This is a genomic window from uncultured Sanguibacteroides sp. (assembly GCF_900543425.1).
Classification (GTDB): domain Bacteria; phylum Bacteroidota; class Bacteroidia; order Bacteroidales; family Marinifilaceae; genus Gabonibacter.
Window position 1 is genome coordinate 18,914 of the sequence record NZ_UQRQ01000028.1, and the last position, 19,033, is coordinate 37,946.

Annotated in this window: 14 protein-coding genes; 4 read left to right on the forward strand and 10 right to left on the reverse strand. The window is 41.0% G+C overall.

The features are described from left to right. Positions 1-19: 19 nt before the first annotated feature. The 5 genes from QZR76_RS12415 to rimP all read right to left on the reverse strand — a co-directional run bounded on the left by QZR76_RS12415 (position 20) and on the right by rimP (position 6,225). Positions 20-1,123 (reverse strand): CapA family protein, encoded by a 1,104-nt coding sequence (locus QZR76_RS12415; protein WP_294143131.1) that lies wholly within the window; start codon positions 1,121-1,123, stop codon positions 20-22. Between the two features lie 35 nt (positions 1,124-1,158). Continuing rightward, positions 1,159-1,617, reverse strand: coding sequence for a protein-disulfide reductase DsbD domain-containing protein (locus QZR76_RS12420; protein WP_294143132.1), 459 nt, complete (start codon positions 1,615-1,617; stop codon positions 1,159-1,161). 73 nt (positions 1,618-1,690) lie between these two features. After that, entirely contained in the window at positions 1,691-4,468 is a 2,778-nt protein-coding gene (gene infB, locus QZR76_RS12425) for a translation initiation factor IF-2 (RefSeq protein ID WP_294143133.1), read from the reverse strand. A 41-nt stretch (positions 4,469-4,509) separates the two neighbouring features. Next, positions 4,510-5,748 carry a transcription termination factor NusA gene (gene nusA / locus QZR76_RS12430; protein ID WP_294143134.1) on the reverse strand — a complete coding sequence of 413 codons (1,239 nt, stop codon included), beginning with the start codon at positions 5,746-5,748 and terminating at the stop codon, positions 4,510-4,512. Positions 5,749-5,760: 12 nt separating this feature from the next. After that, complete coding sequence (gene rimP / locus QZR76_RS12435) at positions 5,761-6,225, reverse strand: ribosome assembly cofactor RimP (protein ID WP_294143135.1); 465 nt, start codon at positions 6,223-6,225, stop codon at positions 5,761-5,763. A 329-nt stretch (positions 6,226-6,554) separates the two neighbouring features. Here rimP and lpxD point away from each other — a divergent pair, with 329 nt between their 5' ends. From lpxD to lpxA, 3 genes are all read left to right on the forward strand, one after another. Beyond that, positions 6,555-7,586: a UDP-3-O-(3-hydroxymyristoyl)glucosamine N-acyltransferase gene (gene lpxD, locus QZR76_RS12440; protein WP_294143136.1), complete on the forward strand. Its 1,032-nt coding sequence runs from the start codon at positions 6,555-6,557 to the stop codon at positions 7,584-7,586. Between the two features lie 2 nt (positions 7,587-7,588). Continuing rightward, a complete protein-coding gene (locus QZR76_RS12445) occupies positions 7,589-8,989 on the forward strand; it encodes a bifunctional UDP-3-O-[3-hydroxymyristoyl] N-acetylglucosamine deacetylase/3-hydroxyacyl-ACP dehydratase (RefSeq protein ID WP_294143137.1) in 1,401 nt (466 codons plus the stop codon). A 69-nt stretch (positions 8,990-9,058) separates the two neighbouring features. Continuing rightward, entirely contained in the window at positions 9,059-9,838 is a 780-nt protein-coding gene (gene lpxA, locus QZR76_RS12450) for an acyl-ACP--UDP-N-acetylglucosamine O-acyltransferase (protein ID WP_294143138.1), read from the forward strand. A gap of 40 nt (positions 9,839-9,878) precedes the next feature. On the opposite strand, the gene QZR76_RS12455 is transcribed toward lpxA, so the two are convergent. From QZR76_RS12455 to QZR76_RS12465, 3 genes are all read right to left on the reverse strand, one after another. Then, entirely contained in the window at positions 9,879-10,322 is a 444-nt protein-coding gene (locus QZR76_RS12455) for a fibronectin type III domain-containing protein (protein WP_294143139.1), read from the reverse strand. A gap of 264 nt (positions 10,323-10,586) precedes the next feature. Further along, the gene (gene pckA / locus QZR76_RS12460; RefSeq protein WP_294143140.1) at positions 10,587-12,194 is read right to left on the reverse strand and encodes a phosphoenolpyruvate carboxykinase (ATP); all 1,608 of its coding nucleotides are present in this window, start codon (positions 12,192-12,194) and stop codon (positions 10,587-10,589) included. 135 nt (positions 12,195-12,329) lie between these two features. Beyond that, positions 12,330-12,899 (reverse strand): DNA alkylation repair protein, encoded by a 570-nt coding sequence (locus QZR76_RS12465; protein WP_294143141.1) that lies wholly within the window; start codon positions 12,897-12,899, stop codon positions 12,330-12,332. Positions 12,900-13,141: 242 nt separating this feature from the next. Here QZR76_RS12465 and QZR76_RS12470 point away from each other — a divergent pair, with 242 nt between their 5' ends. After that, positions 13,142-15,490, forward strand: coding sequence for a DPP IV N-terminal domain-containing protein (locus QZR76_RS12470; RefSeq protein WP_363665077.1), 2,349 nt, complete (start codon positions 13,142-13,144; stop codon positions 15,488-15,490). A gap of 24 nt (positions 15,491-15,514) precedes the next feature. On the opposite strand, the gene QZR76_RS12475 is transcribed toward QZR76_RS12470, so the two are convergent. Beyond that, positions 15,515-18,133, reverse strand: coding sequence for a valine--tRNA ligase (locus QZR76_RS12475; RefSeq protein ID WP_294143142.1), 2,619 nt, complete (start codon positions 18,131-18,133; stop codon positions 15,515-15,517). A 109-nt stretch (positions 18,134-18,242) separates the two neighbouring features. Continuing rightward, a partial coding sequence (locus QZR76_RS12480) for a C4-type zinc ribbon domain-containing protein (RefSeq protein WP_294143143.1) occupies positions 18,243-19,033 on the reverse strand: 791 nt, incomplete at its 5' end.

Sequence of the window (19,033 nt, forward strand, 5' to 3'; positions counted from 1 at the left end):
ACTTGTTTGTTACGATAATTTAAATATTTTGTTCTTTTATTTTTTCTACCGGTTTCAATAATGAATCCAGGTAAAGGAAATATTTTTGGCCGGAAATAGAATAATTACCTTTTAAAATAGAGTCGGCCATAGGTTCCGGGACGATATAATACTTTCTGACTCCGTTTTCATAAGGACGGTACAGGTAATGTCCAAGGTATTTCATTTGATAACGGAAAAGGCCATTTGCCTTTTTAGTTAACGTCAATCGGACCGATATGCCTCCATCCGTATAGCGATAATATTGGTTGGATATGAGGTTACCTAATGAATAGACGGTAATGCCGACCGTATCTTTTCCGTTTATCGTGTATTCTATGGGTTGCACTACATGCGGGTGAGAACCGATAACGATATCGACACCCTGCTGATGTAACCATTTGCTCAGTTTTTTTTGAGAGGCGTTTGGAGTAGAGTGGTATTCGTATCCCCAATGCATGAAAACAATGATGTTACTGGCTGAGTCCTGCCGGGCTTTCTGAAGGTGCCGTTTGATTTGATTGGTATCAATAAGCGAAACCACGCATCCTTTAGGTATGGGTAAATCGTTTGTTCCGTAGGTGTAATTCAATAAGGCTATCTTAAATTTTCCTTTTTCGAGATAAAGGGGGAATCGATCTCGGTAACTGACCGTATCCGAAAATGTTCCCGTATGGTCTATGTGTAAGGAATCCAAGTAATAGATAGTCTTTTTTATACCTTGTTCACCTTTGTCGCAGCAATGGTTATTGGCTGTGACAAAGGTGGTGATACCGCATTGGTGCATGTCCCGTGCTAATTGCCAAGGAGAGCAAAATCTCGGATAACCGCTGAAGTCTTTGTCGGAAAGGGTCGTTTCCAGATTTGCAATTGTAAAATCTGTTTGAATCCAGTAGTTGGCCATGTGTCGGAATGAACTTAAGTAGTTATGCTCTTTCTGAACGGAGTCATATGCATTGAGAATCTGTGGCAGGTGTTGCATGATATCCCCGCAAAAGAGTAGCGATACCTCCCCTTTCTCCGGGAAAACAATCGGTTTGACAGGTGGAGTTGTTTCCCGACAAGCCAATAAACAGACTAAAAATGTAATAATATATGTTTTCATGGAAAAAGGGCCGTCATCGCTGGCGGCCCTAAAAATTATTTTTTCAAATCGAACTCAAACTCTTCTTCCGAGGGAGGAATGCACTGTCCGCCGGAGCAAGCCATATATTCAACGTAACCGACTAATTTAGCCTTCTCTTTGGTCAGTTTTACCCGTTGAACCATGGTAACGGAATCTTTGAAATATCCCAAATCCATGTTGAAAGCCGTACTCTTTTCCACCAATGCTTTGGTCGTAGCTTTGAATTCTCCTACCAGTTCAATCCCGGAAGTTTCATCTTTATCTATGTGGAAGGTAGTCGGTTGAGGACCTCCTTCCGGAAGCTTCGTGTCGTATAAATGCCAACCGTTTTCGATCGTGGCTTTGCAAATGATGTCATAAACTCCTTCGCTTACTTTCTTTACGGAAATTTGCCATTTTACAGGCTTTAAAACCTGTGCGCTTGCTATTACCGTCAAAGCCAAAACGACTGTAAGAATCAATACTTTTTTCATAGGTCAAATTTTTAAAGATTCAGAATTGGCAAATTACTAAAATATTGGGAAATCACAATGTTTTTCCGGAATATTATAGCGTTTTCTTTACCGCGACCTCTTCGAATCCTTCTATAATATCTCCGACTTGGATATCATTAAAATTATTAATATTTAATCCGCATTCGAATCCTTTACTAACTTCTTTTACATCGTCTTTAAATCGTTTCAAAGAACCGAGTTCTCCCGTGTTGATCACAATACCGTCCCGAATAACACGTATTTTCGAGTTACGGGATATTTTTCCGTCTCTGACGATACAACCGGCAATGGTGCCTACTTTGGAAATCTTGAATGTTTCCAGTACTTCGACGGTCGCCGTAATCTCTTCTTTCATTTCGGGAGAAAGCATTCCCTCCATTGCGGCTTTAATCTCTTCGATTGCCGTGTAGATGATGGAGTATAAGCGGATATCGATCTGCTCTTTCTCTGCCAGTTTACGTGCTCCCAATGACGGACGAACCTGGAAGCCGACGATAATGGCATTGGATGCGGCTGCCAACATAACATCTCCTTCCGAGATCTGTCCTACGGCTTTATGGATCACGTTTACCTGGATTTCGGGAGTCGATAGTTTTATTAACGAATCAGAAAGGGCTTCAATAGAACCGTCAACGTCTCCTTTTACGATAATATTCAATTCCTGGAAGTTTCCGATAGCGATTCGCCTTCCGATTTCATCCAACGTAATGTGTTTTTGAGTCCTTAGACCTTGTTCACGTTGTAATTGTTCCCGCTTGTTTGCTAATAGACGGGCCTCTTTTTCGTTCCCCATCACATTGAATTTATCTCCCGCTTGCGGGGCTCCGTTCAAACCAAGGATCAATGCCGGAGTTGAAGGACCTGCTTCTTCCATTTTTTGCCCCCTTTCGTTGAACATCGCTTTCACGTGTCCGAAATATTGTCCGGCCAGTACAACGTCTCCTACTCGTAGAGTTCCCGATTGAACCAATACCGTGGCTACATAGCCCCGGCCTTTGTCTAATGAAGACTCTATAATAGATCCGGTTGCTTTTTTATATGGATTGGCTTTTAGTTCCAGAATTTCTGCTTCTAAAAGTACTTTTTCCAATAATTCTTCAATATGAAGTCCTTGTTTGGCTGAAATCTCCTGACATTGGTATTTACCTCCCCATTCCTCAACCAAATAGTTCATATTGGCCAACTCTTCCCGTATTTTGTCGGGATGTGCTCCCGGTTTATCAATCTTGTTTATGGCAAATACAATCGGAACTCCGGCTGCACTTGCGTGGTTGATTGCTTCAATGGTCTGAGGCATGACATTGTCGTCAGCAGCTACTATGATAATGGCGATATCCGTCACCTGCGCACCTCTGGCACGCATGGCTGTAAATGCCTCGTGTCCGGGAGTATCTAAGAACGTTACCGTTCTCCCATCCTGTAATTTCACACTATAGGCTCCGATATGCTGAGTGATACCTCCGGCCTCTCCCGCGATAACATTGGCTTTACGGATATGGTCCAATAAAGATGTTTTACCGTGGTCGACGTGTCCCATTACCGTTACGATGGGGGGACGGGCTTCTAAATGCTCCGGTAAGTCTTCCTCCTCTTCCTCGATGGCTTCTTGAATGTCGATGCTAACGAACTCGACGGCAAATCCGAACTCCTCCGCCACGACGTTGATCGTTTCCGCGTCCAAGCGTTGGTTGATGGAGACGAACAAGCCGAGAGACATACAAGCCGAGATAATCTCTGTCGCGGAAATATCCATCATGTTGGCTAATTCGCTTACGGTAACGAACTCCGTCAATTTCAAGATATTCTTTTCTATTTCGGCCTGCTCCATTTCAGCTTGCATCTTTTGATGCACGGCCTCTCTCTTGTCTTTCCTGTGTTTTGCCGCTTTCGTTTTACCTTTACTACCTAATCGGGCAAAAGTATCCTTAATCTGTTTTTGAACATCTTCTTCCGTAATTTCGGCTTTCGTCGCTTTTTTCTTCTTTAATTTTTTGAGCTTCTTTTTATTCTCCTCTATTTTTAAAGATTTTGGTGAGTCTACAGCAATCTTCTCGTCTTTCTTCACTATTCTTTTCCTTTTTTTCCGGGTTTCCAGCTCATCTCCCGATTCTACAGAATCATCTTCCGGGGAATCGATTTTAGCTGGGACGATCGTTTTATTGCGTTTAAGCTCTTTTTTGTCACGTTCTCTCTCCTGTTTGCTTTTCTTGGGAGGACGAGTCCGTTGATTAATAGAGTCCAGATCGATAGAACCGACAACCTTCACCTCTTTTAGCGTAGGGGTTGGAGATTTGAAACTTATTTCCGTATTTACCTCTTTTTCCACAGGTCTTTCCGGTTCTTGTTTTTTTACCGGAGGTATTACTGTAGCGGGACGATTCTCAACTTTGGGCGTTTGACGAATAACTTCTTTTACCCGAGGCTGTTCTATCGTTTTGCTCTCTTTTTTCTCTTCGGCTTTTTCTTCTTGGTGAGGTTTATTTACACGATTCAGATCGATGCGATCAATAACTTTGATTTTATTTTCGATCTTAACCTCATCCTTTATTGATATGAATTTATTCTCCTCGTCTTCTTCCTGACTATTCGATAACGTATCTATAGTCACAGCCTCTTTTTTTTGTCGGCTTGTTTTTAGATCAACTCTGATAGATTCTTTTTTGGCTTCACTATCCGTTGAAAATTCTTTTGCAACCAAAGCGTATTGCTCTTCGGTTAATTTTGCGTTTGGATCAGATGAAATCTTAATCCCTTTATCTTGTAGGAAATCTACAATGGTAGACAGGCCTACGTTAAATTCTCTAGCAACTTTACTTAATCTTACTGCCATATTAAGATTTTAATTTTACAAGCATTATACTTCAGGTCTTATTATTCAAATTCAGCTCTTAAGATTTTAAGAACTTCTCTGATTGTTTCGACCTCAAGATCGGTTCTGCTCTCTAATTCTGATTCGCTTAATTCTAATACACTCTTAGCCGTGTCACAGCCTACCCGTTTCAATTCGTCGATTACCCACGGTTCGATCTCATCTGAGAATTCGTCCAGGTTAACATCTTCTTCCTCGGCTTGATCCAATTCACGATATACATCTATTTCGTATCCGGTAAGCTGACTCGCCAGTTTGATATTTAATCCTCCTTTACCGATGGCCAAGGAAACCTCTTCCGGATTTAGGTAAACATTGGCTCTTTTATTCTTTTCATCAATCTCGATCTTGTTGATTTTTGCAGGATTAAGAGCTCTTGTGATGTATAGTTGGACGTTATTCGTGTAATTGATAACATCGATGTTTTCGTTTTTTAATTCCCGGACGATACCGTGGATTCTGGATCCTTTCATCCCGACACAGGCTCCTACCGGATCGATACGATCGTCATAGGATTCGACAGCCACTTTGGCTCGTTCTCCCGGAACACGAACTACATTTTTGATGGTAATCAAACCATCGAAAATTTCAGGAACTTCGTTTTCAAATAATCGCTCCAGAAATACGGGAGAAGTTCTCGATAGTACGATATAGGGCGATGCGTTTCTCATTTCCACGCGAATGACAACGGCTCGGATCGTATCTCCTTTTTTGAAAAAATCACTTGGAATCTGTTCTTGTTTCGGCAAAATCAGTTCGTTACCCTCGTCATCCAATACCAGAATCTCTTTTTTCCATACCTGATAAACTTCGCCGGTGACGATTTGTCCTACTCTTTCCTTGTATTTCGTGAAGACATGATCTTTTTCCAGCTCCAATATGCGTGCGGAAAGATTTTGTCTTAATGCCAGAACGGAACGGCGCCCGAAATCCTTGAATTTAACCTCGTCTGTTACCTCTTCGCCCACTTCATAGTCATTATCGATTTTTTTGGCTTCTGTCAGTGAAATTTGTGTATTGGGATTTTCAAACTCTTCGTCTTTGACTACGATACGATTTCTCCAGATTTCCAAATCTCCTTTGTCGATATTGATAATGATATCAAAATTTTCGTCTGTTTCGTAACGTTTTATAAGCATGCTTCTGAAAATATCTTCCAATACTCTCATTAAAGTTGCTCTGTCAATATTTTTTAGTTCTTTGAATTCTGCAAATGAATCTATTAAATTAATATTTTCCATCTTTCTCTTATATTAGAAAATAACAATATCTTTAACCTCCTTTATCTCTATGAAATCTATATTTTTTTCAACCAGAACGGTCTCTTTCTTTTTCTTGCCTTCGACATTTTGCTTCTCTTCGCATTCCAAGGTAATACCCTTTTCGGAATAGGCCTTTAATTTTCCCTGCAATTTATTTCCGTTTTGTAGGCGTACCTCTACCTGGTTGTTCAGGTTCTTTTCGTATTGCTGGGGAACTTTAAACGGGTAGCCGATGCCGGCGCTGGAAACGGTTAAATCAAAATCTTCATTTTCCCGATCAAGAAGAGCTTCCAACTCTTTGCATACTGTGCGGCAAGTACCCACATTTACTCCTTTTAGCGAATCAATAAAAACTTCAATCTTATTCTCCGTGGAAACCGTCAGATCAACTAAAAATAAATTTTGCTCTTGAGCGATGCGCTCAATAATACTCTTAATTTCCTCCTTGCTTTTCATTCCTCTCTTTAATGTTTAAAATAACACAAGAGGGGACATATCGCCCCCTCAGTGTTTAACCGTGGCAAAGATAGTATTAATTATTTTAAAAACAAAGAGTTCTCTTTCAATTTTCTGTATAAATCATTTTTAATGCGGGTTTATTCCTAAATTTTGAGGGAAGAAGTTCGGATCGTGTGGAGAGACGAATTCTTTTGGTGTTTTTTGTCGGTTCTTCTGGTAAAGAGTAGTGTGAGAAAGAATAAGTACCGGGGAAATTATGAAACATATTCGTAATAAATTTACATAGTTCGAAATAAAATTTGTAAGTTTGCCGAAATTTTTGAGTTATGGAGTTTAAAGCAAAAGATATTGCAGCTCTGCTAAATGGAGTTGTAGAAGGGGATCCTGAGATTTCTGTAAATAATGTATCAAAAATTGAGGAAGGAAAGCCGGGGACATTGGCTTTTTTGGCCAATCCGAAATACGAGCATTATATTTATACGACAGAGGCATCGATTGTTTTGGTGAATAAAACATTTGAGCCTGCTCATGAACTTTCTTGTACGATTATCCGGGTGGAATCGGCTTATGATGCGATAGCTACTTTATTACAAATGTACGAGAGTATGCGTCCGAAACCGGTAGGGGTAGAGCAACCTTCTTTTGTTAGCGATAGTGCTGTCGTGGGAGAAAATCCCTATATCGGAGCCTTTGCTTATATCGGTAAAGGGGTGAAAATTGGGAATAATGTAAAAATATATCCTCAGGCTTATATCGGTGACGGTGTTTCGATTGGAGACAATACGATCGTCTATTCCGGTGTAAAAATTTATCAGGGATGTGTTGTCGGAACTTCTTGTATCCTTCATGCGGGAGCTGTGATAGGAGCTGACGGATTCGGTTTTGCTCCTGAGGGTGACCACTATAAAAAAATTCCGCAGATCGGTAACGTTGTGATAGAAGATGATGTTGAAATAGGGGCAAATACCTGTATCGACCGGGCTACTATGGGATCGACATTTATTCGTAAAGGGGTTAAGCTGGATAATCTGATCCAGATCGCTCACAATGTAGTCGTTGGTACTAATACGGTTATTGCAGCCCAATCGGGAATTGCCGGAACGGCTAAGATCGGAGAAAATTGTGTTTTCGGGGGACAGGTAGGTGTTATCGGGCATTTGACCATAGGAGCGGGCACGCAGGTTGCGGCTCAAAGTGGCATTGCGGCAAATATACCGGAAAAATCCATACTCCGGGGATCTCCCGCTTTTGATCTTCCAAAATATCAGAAATGTTATGTCGTTTTCCGTAAATTACCAGAACTTTACGGGCAGATAAAAGATTTGGAGAAAGAGATAAAAACCTTAAAGTCGAAATAGAGATGACAGTAAAGCAAAAAACTTTAAAAGGAGAGTTTTCTCTAAGCGGTAAAGGGTTACATACCGGTAAACATGTTACGGTAACCTTTAAGCCTGCTATGGAGAATTTCGGTTATAAGATACATCGGATAGATTTAGACGGAACTCCTGAAATTCCAGCTTTAGCTGAATATGTGAAATTTGTAGATCGGGCAAGTTGCCTCGAGAAGGATGGAGTGCATATATATACCATGGAGCATGCGATAGCAGCCTTGTATGGGAGTGGAATAGACAACTGTTTGATCGAGTTGAATGGGGAGGAGTTTCCGATTTTAGACGGAAGCTCCAAATTGTATACGGACGAAATTGCTAAAATCGGCTTGGAGGAACAGGCTGCAGATCGGAAATATTTTGTCGTGAAAGAGCAGATGGAATATGTGAGTGAAGATGGTTTGACCAAATTGACCCTATTGCCGGATAAGGATTATAACGTGAATTTGGTCGTGGCCTATGATTCTCCTTATTTGAAGATGCAATATGCAACCTATTCGGAGAATAACGTTGATTTTGCCAAAGATTTCGCTCCTTGCCGTACCTTCGTTTTTTTGCGGGAAATTGAGATGTTATTGCAGCATAACCTGATCAAGGGAGGAGACTTGGATAATGCTATTGTTATCGTGGATCGCAAGATATCTCAGGAAGAGGTCGATCGGTTGGCAAAATTATTCAATTACGATTCGATAGAGGTGAAAGAGGGAATATTGAATAATCTGACATTGTATTTTGACAATGAACCGGCTCGTCATAAATTGTTGGATGTTATCGGGGATTTGGCTTTATGCGGGCGTTTCATTAAGGGCCGGGTAATTGCAGAGAGACCGGGTCATAAGGCAAATGCCGCTATGGCTCAAAAAATATATAAAGCTATTCTTCATGCGGAGCGCGGAGATGTTTGTCCCGATGTGGATGTTACATCGGAGCCGTTGATGGACATCAATAAGGTAAAGTCTTTGTTGCCTCATCGGCCTCCTTTCTTATTAGTGGATAAAATATACGAGGTGACCGATGATATTGTGATCGGGTGTAAAAATGTGACCATGAACGAACCGTTCTTCGTGGGACATTTCCCGGATGAACCGGTGATGCCTGGAGTATTGATCGTGGAGGCAATGGCTCAATGCGGGGGAATTTTAGTTCTCAATCAAGTGGAGGATCCGGAAAATTATTCTACTTATTTTGTGAAAATCGATGGAATAAAATTCCGTCGGAAAGTGGTTCCGGGAGATACGCTGATATTTAAATTAGTGAAAACCGCTCCGATTCGGCGTGGGATTGTGACGATGAAAGCTTACGCTTTTGTCGGAAAGAATTTGGTATGTGAAGTTGCAGAGTTCATGGCGCAAGTTGCAAAAACCAAGAAGTAATTGTATACTTGCATCCTGAATTTTAATAATAGTGTGTAGAAAATAGATTTAAAATCAAATAAAAAACGAATGAAACAACCGTTAGCATATGTTCATCCGGAAGCGCAAATCGCCGATAATGTAGTGATCGAGCCTTTTGTAACGATAGATAAGAATGTGGTGATTGAAGAAGGATCGCGTATCGGATCGAATGTAACCATATTGGAAGGTGCGCACATTGGAAAGAATTGTAAGATATTTCCAGGAGCCGTTATTTCGGCAGTTCCACAAGATTTGAAATTTAAAGGAGAAAAAACAATCGTAATGATTGGTGATAATACCACGATTCGGGAGTGTGTGACCGTGAATCGGGGGACGGCAGCCAAAGGCATCACCAAAATTGGTAATAATTGTTTGATTATGGCGTACGCTCATATTGCTCACGATTGTGAAATCGGTAATAATTGCATTATAACGAATGCCTGCCAGTTGGCGGGTGAAGTTGTGGTGGATGATTTTGCTATTTTGGGGGGTATGACTGCCGTGCATCAATTTGTACATATCGGGCGCCACGTAATGATTCAGGGTGGTTCTTTGATCGGTAAGGATGTTCCTCCTTTCGTGAAGGCCGGAAGATTACCGCTTTCTTATGCCGGAGTGAACTCTATCGGGTTGCGCCGCCGGGAATTTACAAATGAAAAAATCAACGAGATACAGGATATCTATCGGATTCTTTATCAATCCGGTTTAAACAATTCCGATGCGATAGAACGCATTGAAGCGGAAATGCCCGCTTCCAAGGAAAGAGATGAAATCATTCTTTTCGTTCGTAATAGCAAGCGAGGAATTATGAAAGGATATTTAGGATAAAAAAAAGCGCCGATCGGCGCTTTTTTTATTAGTACAAGTTTTATTCCTCTTGTCTATACGGAATTTTAGTTCCCTCTTCTACTGTATCGGTAGTGTATATCTTATCGAGAAAGGAGGGAGCGTATGATTTTGCAGGTCCCGGAGGGGGAGGACAATCTAATCTATACGAAATATCATAATCATCATCCCGAATCTCGACGGTAACAGATTTAGAAGGATCTCCTAAACCGTATCTTGTTTCTGCGCGGGCTCTAAATTCATAATCGTAACCAGGGATTAATTCCGTAATTTTGATAGTTGAAATAAAGGATTTGACAGGAATCCATTCTTTATGATCAAGTCTACGGTATTCGATAATGTATCTTTCTATTGGAGCTGGATAATATCGAACTTCGGCTGTTATTGTTACAGAAGTTACAGCAAATAGTGATACATTAAAACATAACAATGCACATAGCATCGTCCATTTCTTAAGTAATTTCATAATAATTAATTTAATTAATAAAAATATATCTCAAATATAGGGTGTAAAATTTAAATATCAAAAATAAATTATTATTATTTTAATAAAATAAATAAAATAATCTCATGAATTATATAGATAGAAATGATGATGCCAAATATTTGATTTTTATAAATATCGTAGATAATGATTTAATTTCTATATCGAGTTTTGATTGTTTTTTGAGATAAAAAAAACCTTGTTGTTTAGCAACAAGGTCTTTTAAGTATATGGTGTAATATCGGATTACAATTTCGGTCCGGCAGTAACCAAGGATTTTCCGTGAGCGTTTCCGGTAAATTTTTCAAAATTCTTAACGAAACGTCCGGCGAGGTCTTTGGCTTTTGTTTCCCAATCGGCAACTTTTGCATAGGTATTGCGCGGATCCAGGATGTTGGTGTCAACTCCCGGAAGAGCCGTTGGAACAGCCAAGTTGAAATAAGGAATCTCCTTCATTTCTGCCTTATCGATAGAACCGTCTAAGATAGCATCGATAATACCGCGCGTGTCTTTAATGGATATCCGTTTTCCGGTTCCGTTCCATCCGGTGTTTACCAAGTAAGCGGTAGCTCCGACAGCTTCCATTCTCTTTACCAATTCCTGTCCGTATTTGGTCGGGTGTAAAGAAAGGAATGCGGCTCCGAAACAAGCGGAGAAGGTCGGTGTCGGTTCGGTAATACCTCTTTCTGTTCCGGCTAACTTGGCGGTGAAGCCGCTTAAGAAATAGTATTGGGTTTGTTCCGGAGTTAATTTGGAAACCGGAGGCAATACTCCGAATGCATCGGCTGTCAGGAAGATTACTTTTTTGGCGTGTCCCCCTTTGGAGATCGGTTTTACGATATTCTTGATATGATAAATCGGATAAGAAACACGGGTATTTTCAGTAACCGACTTGTCAGCGAAATCGATTTTACCGTTAGCATCTACCGTAACGTTTTCGAGCAAAGCATCGCGGGTAATGGCATTGTAAATATCCGGTTCTGCCTCCTTGGACAAGTTGATAACTTTGGCATAGCAACCGCCTTCGTAGTTAAATACTCCTTCGTCATCCCAACCGTGCTCATCGTCCCCGATCAACAAACGTTTCGGATCGGTAGACAGGGTCGTTTTACCCGTTCCCGACAAACCGAAGAAGATAGCTGTGTTTTCTCCGTTCAAGTCCGTGTTGGCAGAACAGTGCATAGAGGCAATACCTCTTAACGGATTCAAATAGTTCATGATGGAGAACAATCCTTTTTTCATCTCTCCGCCATACCAAGTATTTAGAATAACCTGTTCTTTTGTGGCCAGGTTAAATACGGTTGCCGTTTCGGAGTTTAATCCTAACTCCTTATAGTTTTCGACTTTTGCTTTGGAAGCGTTGAAACAAACGAAATCGGGTTCTCCGTAGTTCGCTAACTCTTCTTCCGTCGGACGGATGAACATGTTCTTAACAAAGTGAGCTTGCCAAGCTACTTCCATGATAAAACGAACCTTCAAACGGGTACTGGGATTCGCACCGCAGAATGTATCCACCACGAATAATCTTTTTCCTGATAACTCTTTGATAGCTAATTCTTTCAATGCTTTCCAAGTCGTTTCGGATGTTGGTTTGTTATCGTTTTTATATTCATCGGATGTCCACCATACTGAATCTTCACTCGCCGCATTCTTAACAAAGAACTTATCTTTGGGGGAACGACCCGTGTAGATACCGGTCATCACATTAACAGCTCCTAATTCGGTTACGACACCTTTATCGTAGCCCGTTAAACCCGGTTTGGTCTCTTCCTCGAAAAGTGTTTCGTAGGAAGGATTGTGTAAGATCTCTGTTACACCGGTAATTCCATACTTGCTTAAATCTAATTTTGACATAATAGTAAATTTATATAAACCATTTATTAATACTTTTTTTCTGTAATTACTTTGCAAATGTAGGAAACATTTTGTTATAAATTTATCTTCTTCTTTTTTCCTCTTCTCCTTTATGCTTTATTAACGTTCAAAATTTCATTCTATATTAGCACTGCTCTTCAAGCGCTCGAAAATCAGTCGGACGTATTTATCCGCTCGGATTTTATGAGTGACATTTTGGATATAATTCGCCGAAAACGGGGTATTTAGCTTTTTGTCGATCCGATTTCTTGCGATAGCGGTTAAGGCGGCTACCTGAAGATAGGGATCGTCTGATTCCAAGAACTCATGTACGATTTCTTCTATATCTTCTCGTTTTGATAATACGAGAGTTCCAAAATATTCGGCGATCTCGAAATTGAAACACAAAGATAACAATTGTGTAATTTTTTCTTTAATTGCCATTGAAGAAGGTAACAAGAAACATGCCAAAATTTGTTCTTCGCGTCTTCTGGTACCCCATAACAAAAGAGCGAGTTCCAGATTCTGAGGGTAGTTTTGGGATAGTGTCTTCAGAGATAAATAGCTGGCCCCGACTTGTCCTTGGGTATCCGCTCCGATTCTTTTCAAACTGTCTAATCCTTTTCCGTTCTGTAGCCGGTATATCCGGTGACAGATCTGGTGAAACAGTAGTTCCAGTTCTTTATTAATCGGGTGTATTTCCATAATTCGCTAAATATAAAGTCTACGTTATTTTAATACTCTACAAAGTTAGTGATAAGAATTTAGATTTGTTTATTTGCAGGTATGTTTTGTAGCATATACAAACGTTTGAGTAGATGAGTTTTATCCCTCGACTTCGTTTGTTAAAAAATTATTAAGTCTTTATAAAAAATAAATTATTCCAATAGATGTTTCTATCTTCGTTCCCGTTTCTAAAAAGAAAGGTTTATTTTAAATATAGTATAATGATGATGAAATATTTTCTATGGTTGTTTCCTTGTTTTCTTGCGTTCATTTGTTCCGGTCAACAGGCCAACTATAAACGTGCCGAGCAATTTATGCGGGGAAAGGGCAATGATTTGATCGGCTCTACGAAAGTCGAACCCAAATTTCTTAAAGAGAGTGATAAATTTTGGTTTACTTACAAAACGGGTGACGGTTTACGTTACTATTTTGTAGATCCGAAAGCCCGAAAAAAGCAAGAACTTTTCGATCGTGATTTTATGGCAAAGGAGTTGAGTAAGATCACTCACAAACCGATAAATAGTAAAAACTTAGCTTTACAGGATATCCGATTTAAAGAAGATGAAAAAACAATGACTTTTCGACTGGATACTTTTGCATTTTCTTATCATATCTCTACGAAACAATTAGTGAAACTGGATTCTTTAGAGCGAGAAGAGAAGTCTAAAGCCCGTACGGGGCTTGTCGGTAGCTATTCTCCTGACAGTACTTACGTGGTGTACGCTAAAAAGCATAATCTATATGCGATGCGGGTAAAAGATTCTGTTGAAACCCAATTAACCACTGATGGGGATATGTATTATTCTTATGCTTACGCGGAAGAAGATACTTCTACTCAGAAAATGGCAGCTAAAATCGTGTGGTTTAAGAATTCCAATCGTTTTTACGTGAGGCGGTCGGATGACAGGAAGGTGAATTCTTTATTTGTCATTGATGTTTTGGGAGAACGTCCTCGTTTGCAAAAGTATAAATATGTTTTTGCCGGAGACGAGCATGTGACACAGTACGATCTCTCTATTTTCGACGTGGATACCAAAAAACAGATTCAGGTTCCGATTGAAAAGTGGAAAGATCAGAAACTGAGTGTTTTATATGTGGCGAAGAAAACGGACAAATTTTATGTGCAACGTAAAAAGCGGACGTGCGACGAACTGGATATCTGTGAGGTCGATGCGATTACCGGTGAGGTGAAGGTTTTGATAAATGAAACGGATAAGCCTTATTTTAATGATGATTTTTATCATATCTCTTTTCTGAATGACGGAGAGGATATCATATGGTGGTCCGAACGTACTGGACATGGGCATTTTTATCATTATGACGGGAAAGGAAATCTAAAGAATGAAATTACGTCAGGCGACTGGACGGCCGGAAAAATGATAAAAATAGATACGGTTAATCGAACGATGTATTTTAGTGCCTATGGTCAGGTAAAAGGAGAGCCTCCCTATTATGCGCGAATTAACAAAGCCGATATTGACGGCAAAAAGGGTGTTGAGATACTGACACCTGAGATGGCAACCCATACCGCTGATTTTTCTCATTCCGGACGCTATTTTGTAGATAATTATTCTCGTGCGGATTTGGAGCCGAGAAGCGTAGTAAGAGACAATAAAGGTAAGATCGTATTCGAATTGCCGAAGCCTGATCTTTCCCGTTTGTATGAGACGGGTTGGAAATTGCCCGAGCCTTTTACCGTGAAAGCGGCCGATGGAGTGACCGATTTATATGGTTTTATGTGGAAACCTTTTGATTTTGATTCGACCCAAACCTATCCGGTCATTTCCTATGTATATCCGGGACCGCAGACAGAACCTTTCCCTCTGGTGTTTAGTGTTACTTCTGTTTACAATGCAGGATTGGCTCAAGTCGGTTTTGTAGTGATTTCTTTCGGACATCGCGGCGGAACTCCTTTACGGGATAAATGGTATCATACTTATGGCTACGGCAACTTACGGGATTATCCCTTGGCAGATGATAAATACGGTATAGAACAATTGGCCGCCCGTCATCCTTTTATTGATATTTCGCGAGTGGGTATTTTCGGGCATTCCGGGGGTGGTTTTATGTCTACGGCTGCCTTGTGTACGTATCCTGACTTTTATACGGCTGCAGTATCCTCTGCCGGTAATCACGACAATAATATCTATAATCAATGGTGGGGAGAGACTCATCATGGAGTTGAAGAAAAGGTTCGGGAGGTTCGGGAAACGATAAAGGATTCTCTTACGGGGAAAGATACGACGATCGTTCGTCAGGAAGCTTATTTTAAAACCCATGTCCCGACTAATATGGAATTGGCGAAACAGTTGAGAGGGTATTTACTGTTAGTGACGGGAGACGTGGATAATAACGTGCATCCGGGTAATACCCTTCGGATGGCAGACGCTTTATTGAAAGCCGGAAAAAATTTCGATTTGGTAGTACTTCCGGGTATTCGCCACGGGTTTTCCGGAATTCAGGATGATTTCTTCCAACGAAAGATGTGGTTCCATTTTGCCAAACACCTTCTGGGCGATTATACATCGGAGAGTTATCGGGAAATCGATGAATATAATAGAAAAAAATAAAGGTCGCAATTGCGACCTTTATTTTTATAATCCTGCCAATTGTTGCTCAATGGCTTTTATCTTGGCTTCAGCGTCCGCTTGTTTTTTCCTTTCGTTTTCAATCACTTGCGCCGGAGCTCCGTTTACAAATTTCTCATTACCGAGTTTTTTCATAACGGAGGCCAGAAAACCCTTGGCATAGGTTAAGTCTGTTTCCAGTTTCGCTTTCATCTCATCTGTGTTTATTTGTCCGACGGCCGGAATAAAATATTCTACGGTATCGGCAATAAAACTCCATGCTCCCTTAACACTGTCGCTAACTTCCTCTATCTGCTCAATATTTCCCATCTTGAGGATAATGGTTTCGAATCTTCTCGGATAACGTTCGTTATTTTTTATCTTAAGAACGATGGCATCTTTAAAAGCGACATTATTTTGTTTACGTATATTGCGGATGCCGGCAATTACTTCTTTGGTGTGTTCGAATTCGGTTAAAAAATGATTATCGTACTCTTTCATCGCCGGTAATATGGAAACCATAATACTTTCTCCGTTTTTTCTTTCACGCAAATTTTGCCAGATCTCTTCCGTGATAAATGGCATGAAAGGATGAAGAAGTTGTAACATCTCTTCAAACAGGCTCAATGTTTTCTCGTAAGTTGTCCGGTCTATCGGTTGTTCGTAAGCTGGTTTGATGATTTCCAGTAACCAGGAAGAAAATTCATCGCGGAATCCGGTATAAACGGTCATTAGGGCTTCGGATATCCGATACTGGTCGAATTGGGCGTTCAGGATTTCGACGCTCTTCCGTAGGTATTGTTCGAACCATTCGATTGCCAATTTTGAGTGAAGAGGCTGTTCGATGTCAGCGACTTTCCAGTTATTTACGAGACGGAATGCATTCCATATTTTTGTGGTAAAATTCCGTCCCTGTTCCGGTAGACTCTCATCAAATAACAGATCTCCTCCTGCCGGAGAGCATAGTAACATGCCTACCCGGACGCCGTCGGCTCCGTATTGCTCGATCAAATCCAATGGATCGGGAGAGTTTCCCAGAGATTTGGACATTTTTCTTCCCAGTTTATCTCGAACGATACCCGTGAAATAAACATTTCGGAAGGGCATGGCCTTTCGGTATTCGTACCCGGCCATAATCATGCGGGCAACCCAAAAGAAAATAATGTCCGGAGCTGTAACAAGGTCGCTTGTCGGATAATAGTAGTTGATTTCATCGTTATCCGGGTAATTGATTCCGTCAAATAGAGAGATGGGCCATAACCAAGAGGAAAACCAGGTATCAAGGCAGTCTTCGTCTTCCCGGAGATCGGCAAGGGTGAGGTCTTTATTGTTGCTTTTGGCCTTTGCCATTTCCAAGGCTTTTTCGGCTGTTTCAGCCACGACGAATCCTCCTTCCGGAAGAAACCAAGCCGGAATCCGATGTCCCCACCATAATTGTCGGCTGATACACCAGTCCTTAACATTCTCCATCCAATGACGATATGTATTTTTGAATTTGGTGGGATAGAATTTGATGTCGTCATTCATGACGGCATCTAATGCCGGTTTTGCCAGATCGGTCATCTTCAGGAACCACTGCATGGAAAGTTTGGGTTCTATCGGTACATTCGTACGCTCTGAATAACCTACTTTGTTTTCATAGGACTCCACTTTTTCCAGCAGTCCTGCTGCTTTTAAATCTTTTTCTATTTGAGAGCGAACATCGAAACGATCCATGCCGATATATAGTCCCGCAGCCTCACTAAGCGTTCCGTTGTCGTTGAAAATATCGATAGAGGGCAGGTTGTATTTTTCGCCCAGCATATAATCGTTTACGTCATGGGCGGGGGTTACTTTCAGACAACCGGTTCCGAATTCCATATCCACGTAATCATCCTCGATAACCGGAATAACACGGTTTACTAAAGGTACAATTACTTTTTTACCTTTCAAATGCTGATTTTTCGGATCGTTGGGATTGATACACATGGCCGTGTCGCCCATGATGGTTTCCGGCCGTGTCGTAGCCACGATAGCGTACCCCTCTTCTCCCTCTATTTTGTAGCGGAGATAGTATAGCTTACTATGTTCCTCTTTGTAGATAACCTCTTCGTCGGAAAGAGCGGTCAATGCTTTAGGGTCCCAGTTCACCATCCTTACCCCGCGGTAGATCAATCCTTTGTTATACAGGTCGACGAAAACCTTGATAACACTTTCCGAACGTTCCTTATCCATTGTAAAGGCAGTTCTCGCCCAATCACAGGAAGCACCTAACCTGCGGAGTTGTTTTAGAATAATTCCCCCGTGCTCTTCCGTCCAGGCCCAAGCGTGTTTCAGGAATTCATCCCGTGTCAAATCTGTTTTTTTGATTCCTTCCTGTGCCAGTCTGTTTACGACCTTGGCTTCCGTAGCAATGGAGGCGTGATCGGTTCCGGGAACCCAACAAGCATTTTTGCCGGACAAACGGGCCCTTCTGACGAGAACATCCTGAATCGTGTTGTTCAACATATGCCCCATGTGCAACACTCCGGTCACATTGGGAGGAGGAATTACCAAACAGTATGGAGTTCTTGTTTTGTCGACCGAGGAATGAAAGAAATTGTGTTCCATCCAGTATTGATACCATTTCTCTTCGCTCGTTTTCGGGTCATAGTTTGTGGGAACCATTTTTATTTACAGTTTTAAATTTACGATTTCTAATTTTTAATTGAAAAAAGAGGTTGTCCGAATGTTCTGCCGGCAACCTCTTTATTTTATTTTAAATATTCAGCTTCTTTTATTCATCCGCTTTTTTTACTCTTCTGCTCTTCTTCTTCTGAGATTCAAGTGCTGCTTCCAGGTCTGCCTGTTGCTGTGAACCGTCGTAGTCACAAATGTATTTGTCAATTAAAATACGACCGCAATATTCACAGACGATAATTTTTTTCCGGGAACGAATATCCAATTGTCTTTGAGGCGGAATTTTATTAAAACATCCTCCGCAAGCATCCCGGTCCACGGTGACGACGGCCAATCCGTTGCGAGCGTTAGCACGAATCCTGCGATAAGCCGTTACGAGACGCTCGTCGATGGTGGCAGCCAATTGTTCTGATTTGGTCGTTAAGGATTCTTCATCTTTATGAGTCTCCTGAATGATGTCGTTCAATTCACTTTTTTTGGCTTCCAAATCAGCTACTTTGTCTTCATACCGCTTGGTTGCTTCTGCCATTAAAGCTTCTTTTTCCGTTTTGCTTTTTTGTGATTCGCGGATTCGTTTGTCCTGTAGTTCGATTTCCAGTTTTTGGAATTCAACTTCTTTGCTCAAAGCATCGTACTCACGATTATTGCGAACATTATCCAATTGTTCGCTATATTTTTTAATGGCGTCTTCAGCCTTTTTTATGTCTTGTTTTCTTTGAGCGGTTGTTTTGTCCAGTTCGCTCAGTTCTGTTTTAAAGTTTTCGATACGAGTTTCTAAACCTGCGATCTCGTCTTCAAGGTCTTGAACTTCCAACGGTAACTCTCCCCTGAGTGTTTTGATTTTATCGATCTCGGTGTCAATTCGTTGTAATTCATACAGGTTCTGCA

Excerpts from the sequence above, each read along its gene's own strand:
- QZR76_RS12415 (WP_294143131.1), bottom strand. The coding sequence starts at position 1,123 with ATGAAAACATATATTATTACATTTTTAGTCTGTTTATTGGCTTGTCGG.
- QZR76_RS12420 (WP_294143132.1), bottom strand. The coding sequence starts at position 1,617 with ATGAAAAAAGTATTGATTCTTACAGTCGTTTTGGCTTTGACGGTAATA.
- infB (WP_294143133.1), bottom strand. The coding sequence starts at position 4,468 with ATGGCAGTAAGATTAAGTAAAGTTGCTAGAGAATTTAACGTAGGCCTG.
- nusA (WP_294143134.1), bottom strand. The coding sequence starts at position 5,748 with ATGGAAAATATTAATTTAATAGATTCATTTGCAGAATTCAAAGAACTA.
- rimP (WP_294143135.1), bottom strand. The coding sequence starts at position 6,225 with ATGAAAAGCAAGGAGGAAATTAAGAGTATTATTGAGCGCATCGCTCAA.
- lpxD (WP_294143136.1), top strand. The coding sequence starts at position 6,555 with ATGGAGTTTAAAGCAAAAGATATTGCAGCTCTGCTAAATGGAGTTGTA.
- QZR76_RS12445 (WP_294143137.1), top strand. The coding sequence starts at position 7,589 with ATGACAGTAAAGCAAAAAACTTTAAAAGGAGAGTTTTCTCTAAGCGGT.
- lpxA (WP_294143138.1), top strand. The coding sequence starts at position 9,059 with ATGAAACAACCGTTAGCATATGTTCATCCGGAAGCGCAAATCGCCGAT.
- QZR76_RS12455 (WP_294143139.1), bottom strand. The coding sequence starts at position 10,322 with ATGAAATTACTTAAGAAATGGACGATGCTATGTGCATTGTTATGTTTT.
- pckA (WP_294143140.1), bottom strand. The coding sequence starts at position 12,194 with ATGTCAAAATTAGATTTAAGCAAGTATGGAATTACCGGTGTAACAGAG.
- QZR76_RS12465 (WP_294143141.1), bottom strand. The coding sequence starts at position 12,899 with ATGGAAATACACCCGATTAATAAAGAACTGGAACTACTGTTTCACCAG.
- QZR76_RS12470 (WP_363665077.1), top strand. The coding sequence starts at position 13,142 with ATGATGATGAAATATTTTCTATGGTTGTTTCCTTGTTTTCTTGCGTTC.
- QZR76_RS12475 (WP_294143142.1), bottom strand. The coding sequence starts at position 18,133 with ATGGTTCCCACAAACTATGACCCGAAAACGAGCGAAGAGAAATGGTAT.